The sequence below is a fragment of the Paraglaciecola sp. 2405UD69-4 genome, from assembly GCF_047525415.1.
Lineage (GTDB): Bacteria > Pseudomonadota > Gammaproteobacteria > Enterobacterales > Alteromonadaceae > Paraglaciecola.
In genome coordinates, this window is sequence record NZ_JBLIXM010000003.1 from 16,322 (window position 1) to 39,590 (window position 23,269).

The 23,269-nt window shown below is 40.3% G+C and carries 14 protein-coding genes; 6 read left to right on the top strand and 8 right to left on the bottom strand.

The features are described from left to right. Positions 1-20: 20 nt before the first annotated feature. Together ACMUMK_RS12225 and ACMUMK_RS12230 are read left to right on the top strand one after the other, a co-directional pair. Positions 21-824, top strand: coding sequence for a peptidylprolyl isomerase (locus tag ACMUMK_RS12225; RefSeq protein ID WP_414701432.1), 804 nt, complete (start codon positions 21-23; stop codon positions 822-824). A gap of 93 nt (positions 825-917) precedes the next feature. Further along, complete coding sequence (locus ACMUMK_RS12230; RefSeq protein ID WP_414701433.1) at positions 918-1,853, top strand: DM13 domain-containing protein; 936 nt, start codon at positions 918-920, stop codon at positions 1,851-1,853. Between the two features lie 67 nt (positions 1,854-1,920). Here the strand turns inward: ACMUMK_RS12230 and ACMUMK_RS12235 are convergent, their stop codons facing one another. From ACMUMK_RS12235 to ACMUMK_RS12250, 4 genes are all read right to left on the bottom strand, one after another. Beyond that, a complete protein-coding gene (locus ACMUMK_RS12235; RefSeq protein WP_414701434.1) occupies positions 1,921-2,652 on the bottom strand; it encodes an FKBP-type peptidyl-prolyl cis-trans isomerase in 732 nt (243 codons plus the stop codon). Between the two features lie 179 nt (positions 2,653-2,831). Next, positions 2,832-4,919, bottom strand: a complete 2,088-nt coding sequence (gene fusA, locus ACMUMK_RS12240; protein ID WP_414701435.1) for an elongation factor G — start codon at positions 4,917-4,919, stop codon at positions 2,832-2,834. 245 nt (positions 4,920-5,164) lie between these two features. Beyond that, complete coding sequence (locus tag ACMUMK_RS12245) at positions 5,165-9,436, bottom strand: DEAD/DEAH box helicase (RefSeq protein ID WP_414701436.1); 4,272 nt, start codon at positions 9,434-9,436, stop codon at positions 5,165-5,167. Positions 9,437-9,554: 118 nt separating this feature from the next. Next, a complete protein-coding gene (locus ACMUMK_RS12250; RefSeq protein ID WP_414701437.1) occupies positions 9,555-10,571 on the bottom strand; it encodes a GGDEF domain-containing protein in 1,017 nt (338 codons plus the stop codon). A gap of 145 nt (positions 10,572-10,716) precedes the next feature. Between ACMUMK_RS12250 and ACMUMK_RS12255 the strand changes: the two genes are divergently transcribed. Both ACMUMK_RS12255 and ACMUMK_RS12260 read left to right on the top strand, forming a co-directional pair. Then, positions 10,717-12,144 carry an alpha/beta fold hydrolase gene (locus tag ACMUMK_RS12255; RefSeq protein WP_414701438.1) on the top strand — a complete coding sequence of 476 codons (1,428 nt, stop codon included), beginning with the start codon at positions 10,717-10,719 and terminating at the stop codon, positions 12,142-12,144. Positions 12,145-12,283: 139 nt separating this feature from the next. Further along, positions 12,284-12,751, top strand: a complete 468-nt coding sequence (locus ACMUMK_RS12260; RefSeq protein ID WP_414701439.1) for a c-type cytochrome — start codon at positions 12,284-12,286, stop codon at positions 12,749-12,751. Positions 12,752-12,809: 58 nt separating this feature from the next. Here ACMUMK_RS12260 and ACMUMK_RS12265 read toward each other — a convergent pair whose 3' ends face one another. The 4 genes from ACMUMK_RS12265 to ACMUMK_RS12280 form a co-directional block, all read right to left on the bottom strand. Continuing rightward, positions 12,810-13,493: a cytochrome b/b6 domain-containing protein gene (locus ACMUMK_RS12265; protein WP_414701440.1), complete on the bottom strand. Its 684-nt coding sequence runs from the start codon at positions 13,491-13,493 to the stop codon at positions 12,810-12,812. A gap of 265 nt (positions 13,494-13,758) precedes the next feature. Next, positions 13,759-15,813, bottom strand: coding sequence for a hypothetical protein (locus tag ACMUMK_RS12270; protein ID WP_414701441.1), 2,055 nt, complete (start codon positions 15,811-15,813; stop codon positions 13,759-13,761). A 204-nt stretch (positions 15,814-16,017) separates the two neighbouring features. Beyond that, positions 16,018-19,341, bottom strand: coding sequence for an amidohydrolase family protein (locus ACMUMK_RS12275; protein ID WP_414701442.1), 3,324 nt, complete (start codon positions 19,339-19,341; stop codon positions 16,018-16,020). Between the two features lie 147 nt (positions 19,342-19,488). Beyond that, a complete protein-coding gene (locus ACMUMK_RS12280) occupies positions 19,489-21,645 on the bottom strand; it encodes an ATPase, T2SS/T4P/T4SS family (protein ID WP_414701765.1) in 2,157 nt (718 codons plus the stop codon). A gap of 640 nt (positions 21,646-22,285) precedes the next feature. Here ACMUMK_RS12280 and rpsJ point away from each other — a divergent pair. Together rpsJ and rplC are read left to right on the top strand one after the other, a co-directional pair. Then, complete coding sequence (rpsJ, locus tag ACMUMK_RS12285) at positions 22,286-22,597, top strand: 30S ribosomal protein S10 (protein ID WP_006012796.1); 312 nt, start codon at positions 22,286-22,288, stop codon at positions 22,595-22,597. A 17-nt stretch (positions 22,598-22,614) separates the two neighbouring features. Beyond that, on the top strand, positions 22,615-23,253 hold the full coding sequence (rplC, locus tag ACMUMK_RS12290; protein WP_133471903.1) for a 50S ribosomal protein L3: 639 nt from the start codon (positions 22,615-22,617) through the stop codon (positions 23,251-23,253). Positions 23,254-23,269: the final 16 nt, after the last annotated feature.

A 23,269-nucleotide genomic window follows, 5' to 3' on the forward strand; every position in this document is an offset into this window, starting at 1 on the left:
CCTTATTTTAAGAAGTGATTATGTATTTAAGAAAAATTAGTGTTGTATGCGCTACAGCTACTTTGGCTATGGTGTCTTTTTTATCTCAAGCTACCGTGGTTGAAATCCGTACGTCTTTTGGAGATATTGAAGTTAATTTGTTTGATGAAACAACGCCTGAAACCGTTGAGAATTTCTTGAGTTATGTAAACTCAGGTGCTTACGCTAATGTGATTGTACATCGCTCTGTAAGCGGTTTTATTATCCAAAGTGGGGGTTATGCATATGTTGACCCTGCTGCTGCCGGTGAAGTGCCCCTAGATGCTATAGAGACCGGTCCTGCCATTAATAATGAGCCAGTTTACTCAAACTTGCGAGGAACTATCGCCATGGCAAAGCTTTCAGGCTCTGCAGATAGCGCCACGTCACAATGGTTTATTAATCTGGCTGACAACAGCAGTAACTTAGATACTCAAAATAGTGGGTTTACTGTGTTTGGGCAGGTTACTGATGATGGAATGGAAACTGTAGATGCTATTGCTGCAAAAGCGACGGTTAACCTAGGAGGAGCATTCACTGATATCCCTATGGAAAATTACACGGCAACTGACTTTGCCAATAATGTGATTATTGAAGAAGAAAATTTAGTGGTGATTTCTGACGTTGTGGTAACAGACAATACAGTGGCGAGTGCGGCAAATTTAGATCCGGTTGAAAATACTTTGATTGACGCTGATACCAGTACTGGTGGCTCTTCTAACTCTGGAGGCGGAGGCGCTTTCTTGTGGTTAAGTTTACTGGCTTTATGTGGCAGTGTAAGAAAACTAAAATTAGGTTTTGCTTGATTTAAGAGGCTTCAAAATTGTGAAACTTCTGTGAGGATTTCGCTACTGGGTCGGCTCATAATAGATAACACTTTATTTTTATGAGTAAGCCGAATGCCTTTCCTAAGTTTCACTAAGCTGCCTATCTTTTTTAGCCTCAGCGCGCTAGCTATTTTATCTGCTTGTGGTGGTTCAGGAGATGGTAATCCCAACTCATCACAGGTACCTAACTCCCCAGTAATCTTGACTGGGGTGTTCATTGACTCTGCAGTGCAAGGCTTGTCTTTTTCTACCTCTAGCCAAAGCGGCATGACCAATGAACAAGGAGAGTTCTTTTACATTGACGGTGAAGATATCACCTTTTCAATTGGTGATATTCAATTTCCAGCTGTTACCGCGCAAAATGTTATGTCCCCCCTCGATGTTTTCTCTGTGACTAATATTAATGATGTACGAGTGGCAAATATGGCTCGGCTTTTACAAACCCTAGATAGAGATGGCATTTCGGGAAACGGTATAACTATTACGGACGACGCACATAACCAAGCAAGGGGTGTGATAGTTGATTTCTCTTCCGATGACTTTGATATTCAGGTAGAGGATATCGTTGCAAATAGTGGCGCTGTTAATACGTCTTTGATAGAACAGCAGCAAGCTATAGAGCACTTAAGTTTGTCTTTGACTAATTTAGATGGAGTCAGAGAATGTTCTTCAGACTCAACAAAGATTGGCTATACAGGGGAGTTCACAACTTTTGCTCATAATGTATCTGGAACAGCTACTATTATTGATGATTGTACAATAGAAGTTACAATGTTTAACTTTGATGGTATGGCTCCAAATGTAAGATTTTACGCTGGGGTAAATGGCAATTTCTCTGGTTCTGATGCCTTTGGGATTGGAGAGCGAATAGATGGCCAATCGTTTACGAATGAAACCATTTTATTAGTGTTACCCGAGGGAAGGTCTGTTGAAGACTTTGATAGCCTAAGTGTTTGGTGCGTAGCGTTTAATGCAGATTTTGGAAGCTTAAGGCTAGAAGCTCAGTAGTCTTTTATAGCACATAAAGCCTTGCAGATCTACTGCAAGGCTTTATGTGGATACTTTGCTAAATCAATTACTTTATTTCAAGCAATTCAACTTCAAACAACAAAGTTGCGTCTGGCCCTATAACTTGACCACTTCCACGTTGTCCATAAGCTAAGTCAGATGGGATAGCTAATTCAAATTTATCGCCTACATTCATTAGTTGTAGTGCTTCAACCCAACCTTGGATTACACCTGTCACTGGAAACTCAGCAGGCGTGCCACGGTCATAAGAACTATCAAACTGTGTTCCATCAATTAAAGTGCCTTTGTAATGAACCACAACAGTTTGATCAGCTGTGGGTATTGCACCTTCGCCTGATACAACTTCTTTGTATTGTAAGCCACTTTCAGTAACGACTACGCCTTCTTTCTTGGCGTTTTCCTCAAGGTAAGCTAGACCAGCTGCTTTGTTTTCAGCACTTTGTGCTTCTCTGGCTTGCTGCTGCATTTCTTGAGCTTGTTGCTGTATCAAAGTAATAGTTTGATTAACTTCTTCATCACTTAAGCGAGAAGGTGCGCCGGAATTTACATCTTCTATGGCTAAAGATAATGCAGCTAAATCAAGGGTTAACCCATCACGTTTAAATTGTCCGCCTAAGTTTGTGCCTACAATATAACTTAGTTTTTGGTCTGTAGTGGTTAAGGCTTGCTCGGCCGGCGCGCTTTCTGCTGCAGTTTCAGTGGTGCTGGCTTTATCATTACCGCATGCAGCAAGAAATAAAGAAGATGCCGTCAAAAAGGCAAGTGATTTTAATTTCATGTAATTTTCCTAAAATTGGAGGAGGACAAATGTCACTTCGTATATTGGTCTGATAAAAAACAGATAAGGTTAATCTTCAAAAAGATACATTGGGTTAAAGCCTACAGTATTCAAGGGTAAGATCAAAAAAGCCCCGTTAATTTGCATTAACGGGGCTTTGAAATCTTCAACGTTAAAAATTACTTCTTAGCGTTGCGCTCTTTTACTTCTTCAATTACTTTTTCAGAAACAGCATTTGGACAAGGGTTGTAGTGTGAGAACTCCATAGAGAACTGACCACGACCAGATGTCATTGTACGTAGGCTTCCGATGTATCCGAACATTTCAGATAGAGGAACGTCAGCTTTAACACGTACACCAGTTGCGCCTGCTTCTTGGTCTTTAATCATGCCACGACGACGGTTTAAGTCACCAATAACGTCACCTACGTGGTCGTCTGGAGTGAATACGTCAACTTTCATGATTGGCTCAATTAATTGAGGACCAGCTTTAGGAATAGACTGACGGAAAGCGCCTTTAGCGGCAATTTCGAACGCTACAGCAGATGAATCAACTGCGTGGAATCCACCGTCGTATAATTCAACTTCAACGTCTAGTACTGGGAATCCTGCAAGAACACCAGTATCCATCATGCCAGAAAAACCTTTTTCGATAGCAGGGAAGAATTCTTTAGGTACGTTACCACCAACAACAGTTGATTTGAATGTGAAGCCAGAGTTTGGCTCACCTGGTTTGATACGGTAGTCGATTTTACCGAATTGACCAGAACCACCTGATTGCTTCTTATGTGTATAAGAATCTTCAACTTCTAAAGTGATAGTTTCACGGTAAGCAACTTGCGGTTGACCTACTTCTAACTCAACACCGTAAGTACGCTTCAAGATGTCTACCTTGATGTCTAGGTGAAGCTCACCCATACCAGAAAGGATAGTTTCACCAGAGTCTTCGTCTGTTTCAACACGGAAAGTTGGATCTTCAGCAACCATTTTACCGATAGCAATACCCATTTTCTCAGTTGAACCTTTATCTTTAGGCTTAACAGAAATAGAGATTACTGGCTCTGGGAATACCATAGCTTCTAGGATGATTGGATCTTTAGGATCACATAATGTGTGACCTGTTTGAACATTACTCTTCATACCTACGATAGCGATGATGTCACCAGCTTGTGCGCTGCTCAATTCATTACGGTCGTCAGCTTGCATTTCACACATACGGCCAATACGTTCTGTTTTACCCGTTGCAGAGTTAAGAATAGTGTCACCTTTCTTAAGCGTACCAGAGTAGATACGTACGAAGGTTAATGCACCGAAACGGTCATCTGTAATTTTAAACGCTAACGCTTTGAAGGTTTCATCAGCAGAAACGATTGCATGCTTACCAGTTGGCTCACCTTCTTCATCTGTAAGAGGTTGAGGATCAACTTCTGTAGGTGAAGGTAAGTAATCAACAACAGCGTCAAGAATAAGTTGAACACCTTTGTTTTTGAAAGCAGAACCACAGTATGTTGGGAAGAATGCCATAGTACGTGTACCTTTACGGATACAACGCTTGATGTCTTCCATTGAAGGCTCTTCGCCTTCCATGTACGCCATCATTAGGTCATCGTCTTGCTCAACAGCAGTTTCGATTAGTTGTTCACGGTACTCTTCTACTTTATCTACCATGTCCGCAGGAACATCTTCGATTGTGTAGTTTTCAGGAAGACCAGTGTCATCCCAAACGTAAGCTTTACGAGATAGAAGGTCAACAACACCAACGAAGTCGTCTTCGATTCCGATTGGTAAAACCATTACTAGTGGGTTAGCAGCTAGTACGTCTTTAGTTTGTTGTACAACACGGTAAAAATCAGCACCCATACGGTCTAATTTGTTAACGAAGATAATACGTGCTACTTCTGAGTCATTCGCATAACGCCAGTTTGTTTCTGATTGAGGCTCAACACCACCAGAACCACAGAATACACCTACACCGCCATCTAGAACTTTAAGAGAACGGTACACTTCAACTGTAAAGTCAACGTGCCCTGGGGTGTCGATTACGTTAAATCTGTGATCTTTCCAAAAACATGTAACAGCAGCTGACTGGATAGTAATACCACGCTCTGCTTCTTGTTCCATGAAATCGGTAGTAGATTCACCGTCATGTACTTCACCAGTTTTATGGATTTGACCCGTAAGTTTAAGGATCCTTTCTGTTGTGGTCGTTTTACCCGCGTCAACGTGGGCAAAAATACCAATATTTCTGTATTTAGATAAATCGGTCATTGGTTCAACTTCATTGTGAGTAAAAATTGCGCGGGATTATACAAGATATTTCAACTAGATGCCGATTTTCTTTTGTATAAAAATCAAGAAATTAAAAATAATCAGGTTTTTTTGCCTGATTTCGTTAAATTTCTGCTTGAGATTGCCATTCATTATTCTGGTAATATTTAAATTGCATATACATATAAGCATAAGTTAATTGGTCGTGGCTTAGTTTGTTTATTCTTTCTCGGTGTTTTTTGCTGTTAAAAGGTTTCTTTTAGTAAATTCAGCATATCGTCCACTGACAATTTGCTTGCCTCTTGGTTGCCTGATAATAGCTTGTCTGCTAAATCTCGTTTGTGCTGATGCAGAGCGACAATTTTTTCTTCAATTGTGTTTTGCATAATTAATCTATAAATGGTCACCGGCCTTTTTTGCCCCATACGATAAGCTCGGTCAGAGGCTTGTTCTTCAACGGCAGGGTTCCACCAAGGATCCATATGTATTACATAATCTGCTGCTGTTAAATTTAAGCCAGAACCACCCGCTTTAAGACTAATTAAAAACAAATCACTGTTACCACTTTGAAAGGCGTTAACCCTTTTAGGGCGCTCTTTGATTGGGGTCGAGCCATCTAAGTATTGATAACTGAACCCTTTGCTTTCGACATGTTCTTTAATTATTTGCAAGTGGCCAACAAATTGACTAAAAATCAACGCTTTATGATTATTAAGCTTAAGTTCTTCTAATAACTCGTCAAGGGCTGCTAGCTTAGCACTCGCAAGCTTGGTTTCAGACATGACTAACTTAGGATGGCAGCAGGCTTGTCGCAGTTTCATTAATTCTGCCAGCATTTTTATGCGTTGGGAGCCTGCATTAGGCTGTTGAGTGCTTTGACTTATATTGTCTATGGCGTTGAGTCTTAGGGCTTCATAGAAAGCCATTTCTTGTTCGCTCATTTGTATCGGTAGCGTTATTTCGGTGCGGGGAGGGAGCTCATTTAGCACCTGATTTTTCATACGCCGCAGAATAAATGGCTGTATTAAGGCTTTTAAGCCTTGGCTGGCTTTTCGGGCTGCAAGTTTATCTTCTTTGGCATTTTCAATTGGCAGGGCGAAGCGCTCACCAAAGCGTTTAATATTGCCCAATAATCCAGGATTAATAAATCTGAATAAGCTCCAAAGCTCTGTTAAATTATTCTCGACGGGTGTACCGGTTGTGATCATTTTAAAGGTTCCTTTAAGTGCAAACGCTGCTTTTGCTCGTTTGGTTAAAGGGTTTTTTAGGGCCTGGGCTTCGTCGGCAACTATACTTTGCCATTTTACTGCTTTGAGTATTTGAGTTTCACGTTGTAATAAACCGTAGCTAATGATGACGCAGTCATAGGGCGCTAGTTTGTCTAGTAGGGCTTTACGTTGCTGCAAACTTGTAGCATCTGAAAATAATTTTATATTGAGAGTAGGGGTGAACTTCAATGCTTCTTGTTGCCAATTAAAACATACAGATGTGGGGGCAATGACTAAGCTTGGGCCTTGATGTGCTCGCGAGAGTAGTATAGCCAAAGCTTGTAGGGTTTTTCCTAATCCCATGTCATCAGCCAAACAAGCACCGGCTCCCCAGTGGGCAAGACGAGACGCCCAATCAAACCCTTCTAGCTGATAATCACGTAACTTTGCCTGCAAACTTGAGGGAATGCTAGGTTCAATGGAGTTTGCTTGATGCATCCTTTGGGTTTGCTGCTCCCATGCATGAATGGTTTTCATGCGCATACCTGTGGTTGCTTCTTTAATGTGCAAGCTGGCTAACGGGTGAAAACTGTTGTGGTCGGTAACTTGGTTAATTTTCAGCAGCTTTTGGCGTAAGCCTTCTGACAGAGCCAGTATCTGGTCTTCACTGAGCTTTATAAAACGCCCATTACTTGTTGCAACTAACGCTAATAGTTTTCTTAGGTCGATGACTTGCTCATCATTGACTTTTAGCTCTCCAGACAAATCAAACCATTCACTTTTCTTATTGATAGATAGCTGTAGGTGAGCACTGCTGAATGTTTCGGTGAGGTGTAATTTTTTGCCTTTGGGCCAGCGCAGTATCAAGTCAAATGTATTTTGTGTGCTTGCCTTTTCAAGTTGCTCAAGTATTGCTATGGCCTGCTGAGTATCCTCCTCGATTAAGATATTGTCAGTCATAGTTAAAAAACCAGGGCAGGCTATATCTAATTCGTCCATTAGCACTTCTTCACGAATGAGATCTCTTTGTGTAGCAAGGCGTTTACCTTTGATATCAGCAGTTATACTTGTACTTCCAATGCCTGGCTTGTAACTCGGACCAAACTCTCCAAATGGCATAACAACACAAGTAAAAGATAAACCTTGTTGTTTGGGCTGAATATTCACTATTAGATTAGGGTCGCATTGCTGATTGTCTAACCCTGTGTTTAGTTCTGTTATGTCGGATTGAATATTAAGAAGGGGAGCAACAGCGCGTATGCCCTCTAAAGCTTTTTGTTTGGCGCTGATTGGAATTAACAAACCCGCTTCACCTATTATCTGTGCTACTTTGAGGTGTTCTGGATCAAAAATAGTCAGTTGCAATGCGCTATCTGTTAGATAGGTGAGACTATAAGCCTTGCCCATATCCTCATGAACTGAAGGAATACCTGCTATGGTTAAGCAAAGCTCTTTCCCCTGTTGATTAACCAATAGTTCTGGCTCTTTGTAGGACAGCTCAATTGATTGACTGGTATCATTCGCTTTGACTAAGTTTTTTGCTCCTACGGCAGCTTTAAGGGCCGAACTTCCTTTTAGGAAATACTCTGACTTGGCGTAGTAACTCCCATAATAGCTGCTAATGGCATTGCAAATTTCTTTATCTTTGGCGCTGAGATATACGAACTTCTCTGGCTCTTCTTTTAAACGTTTTAGGGGAATCACTCGACCTTTGGACCAACCTGAGCTTTGTCGTTTTTGCTCCCGTGGGATCAGTACATAATCTCCCTCCTTTTTTAGTTCCCATATTAGCCGAGTAGATTGACTGGCTGGTTCGATAAGCTGCGGGGTATTGTTATCTGCTTCTGAAGCCAGTGCTATTAGTTTATCTAGGGCTAGATCCCACTGTGCTTTTACTTTTATAGCCTTTGCGATATTGAATAGCTCAGAACTCCTAGGTGTTTCACTTGTGCTGTTGCGGCTAAAACTCGCTGCTAACTGTTGGCATAAATGCGCAAACAAAGGGTAACCTAGGTGTTCGAATTTGCTCTTATGCTCTAATGCAAGTTGGGCAAGGGCAGGGTCTTGATTTTGGTTACACCAAACATTGGCCAGCAGGTAATTAAAATAATTCAATTGGTGGCAATAAAAGTCAGTGTTTTCATCAAGGCAGTGATATTTAACATTGATATTGTATTTCTCTGCGTTTGACAAACACCGAATGGGCCTGACTAGGTTTGAGCCAAGGTTTTGTAAGTCGCTACTTACTTTTCTATCGGCTTCTTCATTTTCAATTTGCTCTAAAGCTTGGGCATAATAACTAGAGTCCTCGAGATTGCCATGTATGGTGAGGGCAAGTTTATGAAAATAACCTAATACATCATGTAGATATTGTTTTTTTCGTTTGCTGATTTTGTTTTTAGCAATAAGTGCTAGGTGAAAGTAATCAATAGCTTGCTGATTATCACCTATCAGAAAATAGTAAGCTCCCCATAACTGCTGGGCGTAACTGCTATTGTCATGACTAGCGAGTAACCTCTTAAAGTCCGAAAAGCGCATTTGCAATAAGTACTGTTCAGCTAGTAGATATTGGCACTGAATATTAGGCGTACTTTGGTTTTGATGCACTGTGCAAACTTGCTCTAAAAGAATGATGGGGTAGTCACAGCTTCGCCCTTCTTTTTGAAATAAACGAATAAGGCTCGCAAAGGCTTGATATTGAATGGTGTTTGGAAGAGATACAAACAGCTCTAAATTAAAGGGTAGAAAAAGAGCTTCTATGAGTACCTTATTTCTAAGGTGGCTGATAATTTGAGGATTTTTATTAAACTTTAATACTTTCTCAACTAGCTTGATTTGACCTAGAAAATAATAATCTCTAATACTTCCTTGTTCATATATGTGGTTTTCTCGCCCGCTTAGGCCGTTTGGAACAGGACTAACCTGCTCTATTGCCATGATTATCTCTTCTAGCTTTTGCTTGGATGTTAACGCATTTTTATGGGGCAAGAGTTCAACATTAGTTATTAGTGTATTCGCCAGTAACTTATTAACTTGCAGTTTATTCGTTTGCGGCTGTAACAGCTTGAGTTGGGTGAGCTTTTTTATTTGTGCGATGGATAGCGGTTTTTGCTGTGGGGTTTTTAGTAAAAATCCTTCGGCGTTTAATTGCTCAATGATTTGGTTAAGCTTACTGATTTCCACCTCGTTATAGATAACAGACAAAATAATTAAGACATTTTTTTCTGTCTCACTAAGGTTCAGAAATGTGCGAAACAAGCTTTCTGTTTGTTGCTTGGTTTGTGGGTGAATCAAGGATGAGAGGGACATTGTACTGCCATTTATTTAGATAGCTTGGGTAATCACACCAAGGAAGATGATACCAGCAAAAAGGACATTCTGTAGTTGATGCGAAATATTGAGTATGTAAACAATTAACTTTGAAACGTTAACTCATTGGCATAACACGATTACGTCCTAAATTTTTTGCTTTGTATAGTTGCTGGTCGGCTGCTTCAACTAAGGCTAATGGGTTCATGCCTTTACGTAGTTCAGCTAAGCCAATAGATGCGGAAATATCGCCCACAACTTTACCCGTTCGCTTGTCTTTTACGCTGATTTTTTCAATGGCTTTTCGCATTGATTCAGCTATGCTTTTGGCGCTTGAAAAATTAGAGTTAGGAATAATAACCGCAAACTCTTCTCCTCCGAACCTAAAGGCTTGAGCGTCATCGCGACAACTAGCTTGTAGCTTTTTAGCTGTTGCTTTTAATACTAAGTCGCCCATAACATGACCATAGGTGTCATTAATTTTTTTAAAGTAATCAAGGTCAACTATGAGTAGAAACAAGTTTGGATTCATTGATTGAGCCGCGAGCTCTTCGTCGAAAAAACGTCTATTACATAAACCTGTTAAAGCATCATAAAGTGCATCCTGCTGGCTTTTCTCTAACTGAGCCCGTAAGGCAATGATTTCATTTTGCGCGTCATTTAAAGATGCATTAAAACTAATGGTGCTGCGCCTGATATTTTGAGTGTCTCTTACTAAGTTTCGCACTAAGGCCATGGCTTCCTCTATGGATAAGCCTTCTTTTTCTACTTTGGCTAAATCATCGATACAAGAGTCCATGTTTTCTTTAAAGCTGGTGGTTTCTGTTCGCGTGTCTTGGAGAGACTGGGATAATTCAAGCAACATGGCTTCAACAGATTGCCTTAGTTCCCATGCTGATGTTTCTTCTTGTTCGGCTACAAAATTTCGATATAACTCTTTTGATTTGGTTTTAGAAAGGGGAAGCTTGTTATCTAATGCATGGTCAATAGCATGACTTAATTCTGGTACCTCGTTTGATGCATAGGTATACCAAAGTGCGTAGTTAGTAGGCACAGCAGATACTTTATGCTTTAACATTAAAGGTATGGTTTGCTTTAGTGTCTCGAAAGACTTTTCAAAATTTTTATCAGCCATTATAGGATCTCATTATGCCTAACTAAGTATCTAATCATGTAAACGTAAATAGATTATATTATTAGGCCATAACCGTATATTTAAAATTACATTATCACATTAGTAACTAGGTGTTTTATATACTCATTATCTTCAAGGATTATACATGAAGTTGATTATCTCTTTTGGATTTGTGATAGCTGCTATCTCCGCTTCAGCGTTTGGTTTTGCCCAAGAAGTAATGGAAGGACCACTAGAAGCATTGCCTTCTCACTGGTCACAAATGCGCATCGAAGAACCTGTATTTGGCGGCCAAGTACATGTAGTTGAAACGGGAGTAACACACAAAGATACGATTGTCTTGGTTCATGGCTTAGGCTACAACGGACTGCGGGATTGGATGGATGTTATCCCCCATTTAGAAACTAATTATCATGTTGTCGCACTTGACTTGCCGGGTTTTGGAGAATCTGATCCCACGTCGCTGCAAGTGGCGCCACAAAAATACGCAGAGTTATTAAAGTGGCTAATTCCGCAATTTTCTAAAGATAAAGTTATTTTAGTCGGACACTCTATGGGAGGCGCAATTGTTTTGCGCTTTGCTTCTGAGTTTCCACAGCAACTGCATAAACTCGTTATGGTAGATACAGCAGGGGTCTTAAATCGATCTGTCTTTGTTAGGCATATGGCTCAATTGCCTAACCGCTATGATTGGCTTGCTAAATATCAGAACCAATTTGGATTTATAGACTCGGCAGTGACAAAAGTGAATCGGTTTCTTAATAAAATTAGCAGAGACGTATTAACCCAACTAGACCAGTTACCGGATCCAACCTTAATCTTAATGGGCAATGAACTTGCGCAACAATATGTATATAAGGACCGACCTACTCTTAATGCAGCAATAGGATTAATCAATGAAGATTTTTCTGAGGCTCTAGATAATTTTCACGTACCAACTCACATTATTTGGGGAGAGTTGGATAGAGTTGCTCCCCTTAGAACGGGTAAGTTGTTGGCATCTCAACTGGCTAATGCAGAGCTTCATATTATAGAAGGCGTAGGTCATGTTCCTATGAAGCAGAGCACAGAACAATTTATAGAGCAGTTAGATTTAGCACTGCGGCACTCACCTAAATTCAATAACCCAGTGGATGTTAGCTTAGCAGATACTAAGTATCTTGAGGATCTAATTTGTACTGGAACAGAAAACGGAGTTTTTAGTGGTCATTACGCTAAGGTTGTTATCAAAGGGTGCCAGTATATAACGCTGAAAAATTTAACTGCTCAGAGTATTTCTATTGAGCAATCTGAGGTTGAATTAACTAATATTCAAGTTGCCTCTGATGATGTAGCGCTAAATGTAAAACAATCATTTGTTACTATGACGAATGCAGTTTTAGAGGGCGCTACTGCATTAAAAATTGAAAAAAGCACCTTTGATGGCGCTGGTGTGAGCTTTAATGGATCACATGAACTAATAGATGTGGTTGCGGACTCACTATTGTATCTGTCGGTAAGCCGACAACAAAAAGCAGGTCAGGTGCAGTTTTTACATGGTGTATCTCAGGGGAACCAGTTCAAGCTCAGGTAAACGCATCTCACCCACATCTCGGCGTTTCAAGTATTGCTTTTGTGTGGTTTGCCCCATAGTATTTATCAAAGAGCCAAAACTAATAGAAAGCATTTATTAGTTATGTTTTAAGACCCCCCTATACGACCAAGGATTAAAAATGAAAAAGACCATTGCTGTTATGTTAAGTGTTAGCCTATTAAGCTCCGTTGCTGTAATGGCACAGCCTGCTAAATCCGCTAAACAAGCTGCCGGAGCGATTGAAGCAAGACAAGCGATTTTTAAACTTGTAAAGAGCAACGTAGGTATACTTGGTGCGATGAATAAAGGTGCAGTACCTTTTGATGCTGAAATCTTACAAACTAATGCCAAGCGATTAGAGCAATTATCTTTGATGGTAGAAGACTATTTTGCAACTGATACAAGCAAGTTTGATTTAGATACAGAAGCAGTAGATGATATTTGGAAAAATCAGGCCGATTTCAACGAAAAAGCGGATGCATTAACACTCGCGTCTGTTGAATTGTATAAAGCAGCTGCGGCTGGCGATGAAAGTAAGTATAAATCTGCCATAGGTGGGGTTTTTAAAACCTGTAAAGGTTGTCACGATAGCTACAAAGCTGATTAATAAACAAAACTGTGTTTACAATAAAAAACCGCTTTAAAGCGGTTTTTTATTTTATTAATCAATAGTAATAGTCTAGCTCAACCACAGGTGGATTGATTGCCACTAGCCAATACACAAAGCTAGCAACAAGCACTGCGATGATGACCGCGAGGAGTAGTTTTGAACTTGTAATAGCATCAGCAGGCTTTACTACTTTTTTACCTGTAAACATTGGGCTGATAAGGTCGTGTTTTAGTGCAAATCGATAATAAAAAATAGCCAATAAATGGATGGCAATTAGTCCAAGAAGTACATTAAATATATTGTGGTGTAGCCACATCATATAGCTTTTTATAGTGTCACTTGCACTGGCATAGTAAGGGCCTTCATTTATTATATCATCTGTAATAAACAAACCGCTCGTTGCTTGTAAACCAACTAATAGCAGAACCGCAGGCAGCATTAATCCACCAACTGAATTATGGCCAATTGTTGGAGAGTGGTTCTTATTGCCTAAGCTTTTTAGGTAAGCCAACATAGTTTTGGGACTGGCAAGAAAGCTACTGAACTTGGCGTATGTCGTCCCTACTATTCCCCAAATTAGACGGAATATAATAAGTCCTAATGTGAAGTACCCAATGTAAAAATGAATATCAGTGGCATCTTCTAAAACTTCGACGGTAAACCACTGTGCAAAAATGCATATTACCAACAACCAGTGAAACAAGCGTACTGGAAGATCCCACACTAATTGCTTTTGCATTACCTAGCTCCTATTAATTTTATTGTTGGGTTAATAATAACTGATAAACAAACATGAGTATGCAAGGTCAATTATATGTTTGTGTATTAGTTTTTTGATGGGGTAACGATTCTATTTTTATAAGTTAAGTGGCTGATAGATTCAACAGAGGATAGATAAGATACCTAGTAGATAGGTTGTAGTGGCTTCTTGAGGGTAATAAACAAAAAATAAGCTAGGTTGTTTAAACCTAGCTTATTAATTACTCAGTTAGTCAATAGAGGGATTACTGATTTTTTAAAGAAGCCGGTATTGTGGCAACAGACTCTGGGGCCGTGTAGCTAATACTTAAGTTAGGGCTAATATTCCCACCTGAACTGCTTAGGATATTATCAAAACGCATCACTAAATTGTTTGATTTCTCGGCAACGTACAAGTCTGATCCAGTAAACATTATATCTACAGGGTTACCTAAATTTGTATTGTCCCCGGCGATACTTATAGATATGTCTGTTAGGCCAGACGCACTCGCCGTATTGTTGAGTACATAAAGTTTTCCATCGGCAATGTCGCTTGCACTTCCAACATCAGAAACAATAAGTGAATCACTTATTGAGTCATAATCAATACCATGAATGTTACTTGGCCCAATCAAAGGAACAGATGAGATTGCTGGAATGATCGTTCTATCTTGATTCTCTAATGTTGATACGCCAGCGTTAAGCTTCGCAACCACTTGATCAAATACCGCAATTGTTCCATTTGTAAGTGCTACAAAAGCTTTGTCGGTTTGCCCATCGTAATCCACATCCCAAGGTTGAGCGTTATTTTCCATCGTTAGAGTTAGTAGGGGAGCTGCATTGCCAGATGCACATGATGAATACACCAAAATACTTGGGGTGGTACTGTTATTTTCTGCAACAAATATGAGCCCGTTTTTAGATGAAACATCTATGCCTTTTGGTGATATTAAACCTGTGTTATCTCCTGTAATGTTTCTGTCGTAGGATGGATTGAAACTAGTATCCATACGGCTTGTTGCAACTTTACTTGAGATAAGTACACCTGATGATGCACCATCATAGGTGGCATAACTGTTACCTTGTACGTCAAAGGTCATACTCTCTTGGGTTACACCTGTATTGTAACTGGCTGTTTGGCTAGTTAAGGCAGCATTAAAGTTGGTCAGTAAATTACTAGTTGGGCCTTCTGTTCCTGGATTACTTGAAACGACAACAGCTGATATTGTGTCATTAATATTTGTGATGTCAGAGATATCTTGGCCAGTAAAGGCCGGTTTTACCTCAACTAAAGACTCTGGTGCCATTGTTGGCGTGCTTAAGTCTGGAGCTATGTCTGTACTTGCACCACTGTAGATATTTGAAAATATCAAAATAGCGTTATTAGATTTTTCTGCAACACGTAGGTCTGTTCCAGTTAATATGATATCTACTGGATTTCCTAAGCTCGAATCAGGGCCGGAAATACTTCGAGCTACAGTGACATTCCCTTGCGCAGTAGATGCATTGTCTATGACAAAGATGCTGCCGTCAGTTGCATCAGAAGCACTGCCCACATCTGATAAAATCAACTTGTCATTGGTGATGTCATAAACTATGCCATGAATGTTAACCGAAACTTGGCTTAAATTGGCATCACTTGGAATAATAGTTCTAGGTGTGGCGGCAGAAAAGTCAGTAGCAACATAGTTATCGTAAACTGTGACGTAACCATTTGTTAAGGCTACAAATAGCCTGTCATTTACATCATCATAAAATACATCCCAAGGAGTAGCATCTGTAGTGGTTGTTGCAACCGGTGCACTGTCACCAGCTGCTTGGTTTCCGTATACGCTTACCTGCATTGCACCAAAGTCGGCAACAAAAGTCAGGCCTAATTTTTCAGATATATGTATTCCTTTGGGGTTTACTAATTGAGTGTTACTACCTGTTAGTTCTCTATCTATCACTGTATTGAAACTAGCGTTGTCTGCTCTTTTAGCGATATTACACACAGTTCTTAAACTACCAGTTGTTGTGTCACCAGCTTGTGTCATATGACCTAGAGTATTAATTGCTACTCCTTCGTTATTACCAGAGTTAAAGCTTTTTAAGGATGAGGCATTTTGATCTAGTAGATCAGTGGTGCCTACATTGTCTGTGCCATTATTTGATAGAATATAATTTGCAGCGGTAAATCCTGGCGTACCATTCTGTCCATCTACCCCGTCGATGCCGTCGGTGCCGTCGTCCCCCTCACAGGCGCTTAATGCAAAGAGTATGGCTAAGCTAATGCCAGAAAACTTAAGAATGGCGGTGGAGTGGTATTGGTTCTTTCTCATGATATATCCTTTAAGTGTTTAGTATGAAAGTTGTCCAACAACTTCAGAGGAATATTTGACTTATAGATCAAAAATTTCGGCTCAAATGATGGCTCTCAAATACCAAACGGCTAACTCATGGGATTGGATGCAAGTTTTTTAAATTAAATTTATATATAAAAAAAGGCGCTGTTTTCAGCGCCTTTTTATTAAGCTTTTTGGCTTTTAATGTACCCAGTGATGCTTATGGGCTTTTGCATCTATGGCTTGTTTAGTGGCTTCTGGCATAAAGAGTTGATTGTTATTTTCGAAGAAAAAGTCCTGTCTTGTCTTTTTGCTGCCAACTTGGTTCATGGTTGCTGTGTCATAAACTCGTCCATTAATGACGGTATAGCTAACGTATTCACTGCGGCGTATATCCTTTAACACATCGCCATCTATTATCATTAAGTCGGCTAATTTACCTGCTTCAATACTGCCTATTTGTTTGTTCATGCCTAAATGTGTCGCACCGTCTATGGTACCTGCACGCAGGGCTTCCCAAGGGGTAAAGCCTCCTTGCTCCATAATCCAAAGCTCCCAGTGGGCAGCTAAGCCTTCTCTTTGTCCATGGGCTCCAATATGGACACTTACCCCTTCATCTCTGAGGGTTTTAGCGTACTTTGCCACTGCAAAGTGGTTATATTGATTCTCTGGCGCGGTAGGGCGTCTAATTGAGCGTCTATCTAGTAAGAAATATGGTGTGTATCTTAGTAGACGTTCGTTTTTCCAAACCTCTGTTTTGTCGTAAAAATATTCTTCACCCATCATGCCGCCGTAAGACACCACAAAAGTGGGGGTATAACCAAATTTTGTTGCAGCCCAAAGTTCATTTAAGTCGTTATATCCAGTTGCTATGGGGAGTGAATGCTCAAGGCCGGTGTGTCCATCTACTAGCATAGAAATATTCTGTTGGAATTTTCCTCCACCTTCAGGGACAACCATCATGCCAAGAGCTTTGGCAGCTGCTAATATTTGTTGGCGTGTGTCACGTCTAGGTTGATTGTAACTTTTTACAGATATGGCACCTGTTTCTTTTAACCTTTGAATATGAAACAAGGCGTCATCGTAGCTATTGATAATTGCTTTGTATCCTAGGGCTTCTGCGCCATATAAAATCGTACCTGTAGAGTAGATTCGGGGTGCGACAATTTTTCCTGCTTTTTGTAACTCTGCAGCAGAAAATATTTCTGTGGTGTCATTAGATGGGTCGTGAATACTTGTGACTCCAAAGGCTAATGCTGAATACATGCTCCAGTTTTGTTGAGGAATTATTTCATAACTACCTTGAGAGCCATGTGCATGGGTATCAACTAAGCCAGGTAAAATGGTGTGACCTTTGGTATCGACAACTAAAGCACCGTCTGGAATGGTAATCTCCCCCTTTTTACCGACACTTTCTATTTTATTGTCTTTGATAAGTATTATGCCGTCTTCGATCACTTCTTGTTCTTTATCGGCGTTGCGCATAGTGACGATAGTACCGCCTACCAGTGCTTTATAACCCCTAGGTTTATCTGTAACTTGCTCAAATGACAAATTGATACCCTCGCTCACTGGTTCTGGCAAAGGGGTTGTACTATTAGCTATAAAGTCAAAAGTGTCTTTAAGGTTTCGCTCGTAAAAAGTCGCAGCGTGATACCAGCTAATCGTTTGATTATCCGAGCTCCATGTGAGGTATTCACCGGCTTTGCTTGATATCTTTTTAACGGGTAAAGATGACATGTTTGGGCTGATGTTAATCCGTTTACCTGTATCCACAAATGGTGCCACGTAGGCATTGTATTGATAAACAAAGGCAACCCATTTTTTGTCGTGAGATAATCTATATTCGGCGACTTTATCGGCACCGTATAAATGTTCACGCTTATCTTCTCCGTTTAAGTCGACACTAATTAGTTGGGTTTCTGGGTAACTAGAGCCGGAAACAGATGTGGTGATATAGACCCGTTTATTATCTCCTGCAAAATGTGGGGCAGAACCTGATTTACTGATACGTTTGGTGTCACCAGTTTTTAAGTTTTTGATATATATGCCTGGTTCAATTGAATACTCTGGGCTAAGTAAATATCCCCCTGTAACCTTTTTATAAGTCACTAGTTTGCCATCGGTTGAGAAGCTTGGTTCTATATAGTGGCCTGGAGTTTTTGTAATAACCTTACCTTTTCCTCCCTTGGCTTTGATTATGTTGACTGTTCCTAAGTCTTGGTCGTTCCAGGTGGTGTAAATAATGCTTTTACCGTCATTTGAATATCTTGGGTAAAGCTCGTCATGATTACTTTGTTTGGTTAAGCGTTTAATTTTTCCTGACTTGATATCTTTAATGTAAAGCTTGCCTAAGGCTTGAAATAATATTGATTTACCGTTCGGTGATTTTTGTGCCCATCGAGTCATTTTTATTGGAAATGAATCAGGAGCAACATCCACATCCACTCGCAGTGCGTCAGCATATTGAAGTTCAGTTTTGACCGAAATAGGGATAGTTTTGATTGCCTGGCTTTTGACATTTAGCTGGTGGAATTGACCTGCAGTCCAAAATATTAGGTTTTCGGAGTCTGAGGTCCAATCAAAATAGGCAAAATACCCCTCTGAACCAAACCCTTCTTGCATGTCTCGTTCAAGGTCGAGGTAAATAGGCTCTTCTAATCCTGTGGTTAAGTCTTTAATAAAAAGTGCTGTTTTTTGTTTTACTCTACGAATAAATGCGACTTTTTTACCATCAGGAGAAGGGGTAGGAACGACTGCGCCCCCAGTACCGCTGATAAACCTTTCTTCTTCACCTGTTGCCATTTCATAGCGAGTGATGGCGAAAATGCCTTTTAGCGGGTCACGATTATAACTAAATGAGCTGCCCGCTACAGTATTTTGAGTAAAGTACAAGTACTTGCCATCAGGTGAAAAGGCAGGGTCTGCGATATTATTTTGCTCTTTTTTGCCGCTTACTCGTTTTTTTATTGCAAGGCCATCGCCCCCTGAATGATGATATAGCCATATTTCTCCGGCCGGTATGCTACGACTTGACATAATACCTTTACTTACCGCTATGTACTCACCGTCTGGGCTCCATTTAGGAGAGTGAATTAAGTTGTATTTTTCGGTACTAAGTTGTTTTAGGTTAGACCCATCAATATTCATAACCCAAAGGTTCGATACGCCTGCGCGATCAGAAATAAAGGCTATTCTCTTTCCATCAGGGCTGACTGTTGGATGAATGTTCCATGCAAAATCTTGAGTAAGCGCTTTAGCTTCGCCACCGCTAGCATCGACTATAAAAATATCACCTAACATATCAAAGACTATGTGTTGATCATCTGGTGTGATATCCAAACTAGACCAAGTAACTTCTTGGGTGTTTATGGATACGGTAGATAAATCTAATGGAGGATTAAGTACATTCCAATCATTTGTGGTTGCTTGATTACTTTCGTTTTCATTACTGCCTGCCAATAAAGTAAAAGGTAAGCAAAGTAGACCTGCCGTAATCAGTAGCTTCTTTGTGTTAGCTAACATGGTTAATTTCTCTGATATATTGAAGTTTTTAGTTATATGTGGAGCTGAGTGTAATAACCACTCACGACTAAATGTGAGGGGCGAGTATAAACAGGTTATATTCAAACTTTTATTATGCCTATTATAATAGCCTGCCTTACTGGTACGTTAGTGGCCTCCACCGCTAATTATTTGCACTTGGGCTATGTCTGTATCTCCTTTTAACACTTTCAAAATACCGTCTTGGGTTAGGGTTCGCATGCCATCACCCATGGCTTGCGCTTTCATCTCATGTACTGATGATTCCTTATAAATTAACGCTCTAAGTTCGCCTGTCATAGCTAGTAATTCATGTACGCCTGTTCGGCCCCTGTAACCTGTATCACCGCACTCGTCACAACCTTTACCTCTGTAGAGCATTAAAGGCTCGGTAAGCTCTAGCTCGTGTATATACTCTTCACCGTATTGCCGTTTTATAAAGGCCAGATCAGTTTCGCTGGCTGGGTATTTCTCTTTACAATTGGGACATATGGTTCTAATTAATCGCTGGGCCAAGATGCCTACACAGGCATCAGAAAAGTTAACAGGATCTAATCCTAGGTCTAACAAACGGGATATAGTCTCTGGTGCCGAGTTGGTATGTAATGTGGAAAATACCAAGTGACCGGTAAGTGATGCTTCAATACCTGCATGAGCTGTTTCTTTATCCCGCATTTCACCAATGAGGATAACATCCGGGTCGGCACGCAAAAACGCTCTTAGGGCGTTGGCAAAGGTAAATCCAATTTTGGCACTGACTTGAACTTGCTGGAGACCAGGCTGAGTGATCTCCACTGGATCTTCGGCTGTCCAAATTTTTCGCTCAGGAGTATTAATGTGACCTAAAACAGCATGTAAGGTCGTGGTTTTACCTGAACCTGTTGGTCCTACAACCAACATAATACCGTGTGGCTTTTTGACTAGGTCTAAAATCTTTTTATGATTGTTAGGAGACAAGTTTAACTTGCTCATAGGTAAGGCGCCGCCTGCAGCTAAAATCCGCATAACAACACCTTCGCCGGCTACGGTAGGAATAGTGGCCACCCGCACCTCAATGAGTTGTCCAGACATGCGAAAAGCCAACTTGCCATCTTGCGGAACACGTTTTTCTGCAATATTAAGATTAGACATAATCTTAATACGGGCAATTACGGCACTATGGTGAGACGCAGGCACTTGTGTAACATCACGACATACACCATCTATACGCATTCTGACACGGGTTGGCGCATTTTTTTCAGGATCTACGTGTATATCTGAAGCATTTAGACGTTTAGCATCATGCAATACTCGGCTAACTAAACGTACAACAGCAGGTGCGTCATCGGACATTTCGTCAGCTTGTTCGTCTATCTCATCAACGGTAGTGCCGATTTCATCTAGGATTTCGTCCATGGCACCTGGGCCTGAACCACCTCCTGATGCTTCACCTAAATACTGTAGGATTAAGTTGGGCAAGCTAACAGAGATTTCGTAACTATCTATGCCTAAAGCACTTTCTATTTCCATTAGTAAAGTGGCATTGTTGGGTTCTGCCATTAATACAATGGGGTTATCATTTATATCTGAAAGTACAGCTACAAAGTTACGCTTTAAATAAGATAGATTAAGCTTACTTTCACTTTGAAAGAGGTGATATTTATCAGGTAAATAAGGTAGAAATGGTACTTGGTAGTGAACAGATAAAGCGTTGCCTAGATTTTCTTCTGGGATCCTATGTTCAGACATTAGTCGCTGTACTAGTTGCCTGTTATCGTGGCTACCCTCTTGTAACTTTTTTAATTCTTTTTCAGTAATCAAGTTGCGGTGTACTAGATAATCAAAGGGTTGGCTTGTACCACCTAGCTCGTATCTAAACTTTTTCCCCATTATTTCTGCGATAGCGTTTGCCAACGCAAGATCTTGAGAGGAGAAGCCACTCTCTTTTTTATTGATAACTTGCATAACACCCATCAAGACCCCTGAATCGAGTATGGGTATGCAAATTATATTACGTGTTTTAAAGGTAGAACCTTTGTCAAACTTATCAGCAAATTTAAGGCGTTTATGAATACTTGCTAACTCATCTTTATCATATGGGTCTTTAATGACTAGTGGTAACTGGCTCAAGGCTACATATCCCGCTATAGACATCGGACTTATTGGTACTTTGATCTCTCTAGTTTCTTTACCAGTTTTATAGCGAGCGACTAAATCTTGATGCTGACGTCGACGTTGAAAAATACTCATTCTTTCTGCTTGAAAAAGATTCAGCAAGAAGGGCTCTAACTTATGGTATGCATCCATCAATGATGGATAAGTAGAGAGTAACTGGTTTATTCTATCGAGATGATTTTGATTAACGTCAGAATTCATTATTTGTTGTTAAAATACTGTTATTCGTTACTACTATAACTGACGCAGTCGTTTCAGCAAATAGCTTTTATACCGGCCCACTTATCGCCTAGTTTTAAAAAGCCCGCTTCTGCCTTAAAGACTTAGTAAAAAGTTGAATGGTAAATATCATTCTTTACTCAAATATTATGGCCTTTGTGATCTAATAAATAGGCACTTCTGATTAAGAGCGATTACTTAACCTTTACTTGACTGTGTAACGGCAGAGTACACCTTGTTTTATAAATTAATGTTGGTGGTTGTTATTTAAATAGAGAAGAAATCAGCGGTGATTATAAAATAAACATTTAATTGCAATTTACCCTTGCATTAGATTAAAGAGTAAGTATAATTCGCGCCCACTTGTCCTAGAGACGGTGAAAGTTGGTAGTAACTAAAGTATAACTTTGTTTCAAAGCACGTTAGTTCATTATAGGCCAACAGAAAAAAACAGAGCCCCAATTGTGGGTTAATAGTTTACACGCATCCTCCTACCAAATATTAAATGGTGGTGTGGATGATTTTTTTTGTTCTTTCGATTGGAGCTTAATCGATGCCAAATCAAAGAATTCGTATTCGTTTGAAAGCGTTTGATCACAAGTTGATCGATCAGTCTACGGCTGAAATCGTTGAAACTGCGAAGCGTACAGGTGCTCAGGTTAGCGGTCCTATTCCACTACCTACACGTAAAGAGCGTTACACAGTACTTACTTCACCTCACGTAAATAAAGATGCACGTGATCAGTATGAAATTCGTACACATAAGCGTTTGGTGGATATCATTGAGCCTACTGATAAAACAGTAGACGCATTAATGAGATTGGACTTGGCTGCCGGTGTTGATGTTCAAATCAGCCTGGGCTAACAAGAGAGGTTTTTAACATGGCGATTGGAATAATCGGTCGTAAAGTAGGTATGACTCGCATCTTCACTGAAGATGGTGTGTCTATTCCTGTGACTGTTATTGAAGCCACTCCTAATCGTGTTACTCAGTTACGTACTGAAGAAACCGATGGGTATAAAGCGCTTCAAGTAACCGCTGGTGAGAAAAAAGCTAACCGCGTAAATAAAGCTGCAGCAGGTCATTTTGCTAAAGCTGGCGTGGAAGCAGGCCGCGGTTTATGGGAATTCCGTTTAGACGACAACGAAGGTGAAGGTATTGAAGTAGGCAGTGAAATTACTGTTGAAATCTTTAACGACACTAAATTAGTTGACGTTGTTGGAACTTCCAAAGGTAAAGGTTTTGCTGGTGCAATTAAGCGTCACAACTTTAGCCACCAACGTAATACACATGGTAACTCATTATCGCATCGTGCACCTGGTTCGATTGGTCAAAACCAATCACCTGGTAAAGTTTTCAAAGGTAAGAAAATGGCCGGGCAAATGGGTAACAAGCGTGCAACAGTACAGTCTTTGGACGTAGTACGAGTTGATACAGAGAACAATCTTTTATTAGTAAAAGGTACTGTTCCTGGAGCAGCTGGTGGCGACGTCATTATCAAAGCCGCTGTCAAAGCGTAACGTCTGAGGAGTTAAG